This is a genomic window from Kaistella sp. (assembly GCF_032060305.1).
Lineage (GTDB): Bacteria > Bacteroidota > Bacteroidia > Flavobacteriales > Weeksellaceae > Kaistella > Kaistella yananensis.
This window is the reverse complement of the sequence record NZ_DAMBHK010000110.1, coordinates 1214-4123: the sequence shown is the minus strand read 5'-3', so window position 1 is coordinate 4123 and position 2910 is coordinate 1214. Positions and strand designations below refer to the sequence as shown.

Below are 2910 nucleotides of genomic sequence, written 5' to 3'. Positions count from 1 at the left end.
AACGTTCCGTAAGCATAGTGTTCATCGGCGTAACGCTGGTTCCAGAAGTTCTGTTGATTCATAGTCATCATATTAAGTCCTAAATACTGTAGTGCAAAATTAGTGAATCTGAAATGCCGGATTGGTAACCTGTGTTACTTAAGGTTTGAATGATGGCTGTGAGAAAGAACTTTATTTCCGTAATTTTGTAAGATGGAAATCACTGAATCAATTAAAGACCTTTTCGAGCCAGAACTGATGGAGGAGATTCTTGCCGTCGGTAAAAAGAAAACAGCCAAAGAAGGTGAAGTAATCATCAGTATTGGGCAGCGTTTGCTTTTCATGCCGATTGTACTTCAGGGAACCTTAAAAGTATCCATGATGCAGCCGGACGGCCGCGAAATGCTGATGTATTACCTGAATGCAAATGAAGGCTGTGCCATGTCGTTTACCTGCTGCATGCAGGAAGCCAAAAGCGAAATAATGGCCGTCGCCGAAGAAGACGTGGAAATGTGGATGATTCCGGTAGAGTACATGGACTCCTGGATGCATAAATATCCCAGCTGGAAAAGTTTCGTGATGCGCACCATGCAAAACCGCTTTTACGAGATGCTGAGAGCACTGGACATGGTGGTTTTCAACGGTCTTGATGTACGACTCGCCAATTATCTCAGAGAAAAATCAAAGATCACCGGAAAAACTGTACTGAATGTTTCTCATGAAGAGATTGCCAACGATTTGGCCAGCTCACGCGTAGTCATCAGCCGCCTTCTTAAAAAACTGGAGAACGACGGTAAAGTGCTGCTGTACCGTAACCAGATCAAGCTGCTGAAGGATTTTTAAGAAGTTCAAAATAGAAAACAGTACACACGGCCAGTCGGCCGTGTTTTTTTGTATGTAACTCAGGTTACGTTCTCAGCTTCGTATAGCAGGTACATTTGCACAAAATTATACGGAACATGAGAAAACTATTGATTGCCGCATTTGCAATGTTCTCGAGTACAGTCCTTTGGGCTCAGGAAACAGTGCAGGTTTCCAGGCAGGATCTGGAAGAGAAAATTGAGCGTAACAACCTTCAGCTTAAAATTGCGTCTGCAGAAGTACATTCTGCCGAGGCCGATCTGCTAATGTCCCGCGCGATGCATTTGCCCAACATTAAAGCCAGCTATACGGGGATTTCCACCAATAATCCATTGATGGCCTTTGGATCTAAACTCAATCAGGAACGGGTGACGATGGAGGATTTTAATCCCGCCAACCTCAACAATCCTAAGAATATTTTCAATTTCGCCACCAAACTCGAAGTGCAGCAACCCATTTACAATAAAGATGCGGTGTACCTAAAGAAAGCCGGTGAAGTTAAGGTGGAAGTGCTAAAACTGAAACAGGAACGCACCCGCGAATATCTGAAATTTGAACTGAACAAAGCCTATATGCAGCTCCAGATGGCATATAAAAACTTAGAAGTGCTGGAAGGCGCAAAAACCACTGTTTTGGCCAATAAAAAAGTCATCGACAATTATTTTAAAAACGGAATGATTCAGAAATCGGATGTACTTGATATGAACGTGCGCGTTGCAGAAATCGACAGCCAGATCCGTTTTGCTAAATCAAATGTGCAGAACGCCTCAGATTATCTTTTCTATCTGCTGGATGAATCTCCGGAAAATAAAGTGATGAAACCTTCCGAAACCCTCGAATATCAGGAAGATCTTCTTACATCGGATCCTGTATTGAGTAAGGAGCGAAAAGACCTTCAGGCTTTTCGTAGATCTCTGAAATCCTATGATTATTTGGTGAAATCTTCGGAAGCTAAATTTTTGCCGCGGTTGAACGCATTCGGTAGTTTTGAACTGTACGACAATAAACCCTATCAGTTCAATGCCAACGGTTATTTGGTAGGAGTTGAACTTTCCTGGAATATTTTCGACGGAATGAAAGCCAAAAGCGAAATCGCAAAATATAAAGCTGATCTTGCGAAATCTGAAACAGAAGTGGCGCAGTACCAAAAACAGAGTACCCTAGAACTCACCAAAGCTTACCGCCAGGTAGCAGATGCCGACCACAAAGTGAAACTCAGCAAACAGGCGTGGGAGCAAACTGCAGAAGCGTACCGAATCCGCAAGAACCGATATGAGCAGGGGCTTGAAAAAGCTTCGGATGTGCTGAATGCAGAAACGCTGATGTCTAAAAAAGAACTCGAATATCACCATTCGGTGCTGGAATACAATACCGCTTTGGAATATTATAAATTTTTAAAGTAAAAATCCCGAAGATTTTACAAATCAATCTTTAATGTCACCGTTATCATCGATTTCTCAAAAAATCATAACTCAGAAAAATAATCTCTTATGAAAAAACATATTTATCTTTCATTACTGCTTGGTTCAGCCCTTCTTGCAAGCTGTTCCTCCGATCCCGCAGCAATTGCCGACAACACCAAGCCGGTTCAGGTAACCCTTAGCAGCACAGGAACCACCGACGCACTGGGATACGTCAACGCAAGCGGTAAACTTGTAGCGAAAAACTCAGTCAATGTATCGACCAGAATGATGGGCTATATTACAATGCTCAGAGCGGATGTGGGAGATTTCGTAAGTGCAGGTCAGTCTCTTGTAAGCATCAATAATACTGATATTCAGGCAAAAGGCGGACAGGCCAATGCCCAAATTGCTCAGGCGCAGGCGGCTTTTAACAGTGCTTCGAAGGATTATCAGCGTTTCCAGAATTTGTATAATTCACAAAGTGCTTCCCAGAAGGAACTTGATGATATGCGTGCCCGTTATGAAATGGCGAAAGCGACATTGGATGGCGCGAGAATGATGAAAAGCGAAGTGAATTCACAGTACCGTTACACCAACATCAGTGCTCCGATTTCCGGCGTTGTGACTGCAAAATATGCGAGCCAGGGCGATCTTGCCAATCCGGGAA

Annotated in this window: 3 protein-coding genes; all 3 read left to right on the top strand. The window is 43.2% G+C overall.

The genetic code is table 11. The annotated features are described in order from the left end of the window. Positions 1-192: 192 nt before the first annotated feature. The gene (locus tag V5N63_RS11200) at positions 193-822 is read left to right on the top strand and encodes a Crp/Fnr family transcriptional regulator (RefSeq protein WP_332034011.1); all 630 of its coding nucleotides are present in this window, start codon (positions 193-195) and stop codon (positions 820-822) included. Positions 823-938: 116 nt separating this feature from the next. Further along, positions 939-2243 (top strand): TolC family protein, encoded by a 1305-nt coding sequence (locus V5N63_RS11195; RefSeq protein ID WP_332034010.1) that lies wholly within the window; start codon positions 939-941, stop codon positions 2241-2243. A gap of 87 nt (positions 2244-2330) precedes the next feature. Continuing rightward, positions 2331-2910, top strand: a 580-nt coding sequence (locus V5N63_RS11190) for an efflux RND transporter periplasmic adaptor subunit (RefSeq protein ID WP_332034009.1), incomplete at its 3' end; no start/stop codon positions are given.

Excerpts from the sequence above, each read along its gene's own strand:
- V5N63_RS11195 (WP_332034010.1), top strand. The coding sequence starts at position 939 with ATGAGAAAACTATTGATTGCCGCATTTGCAATGTTCTCGAGTACAGTC.
- V5N63_RS11200 (WP_332034011.1), top strand. The coding sequence starts at position 193 with ATGGAAATCACTGAATCAATTAAAGACCTTTTCGAGCCAGAACTGATG.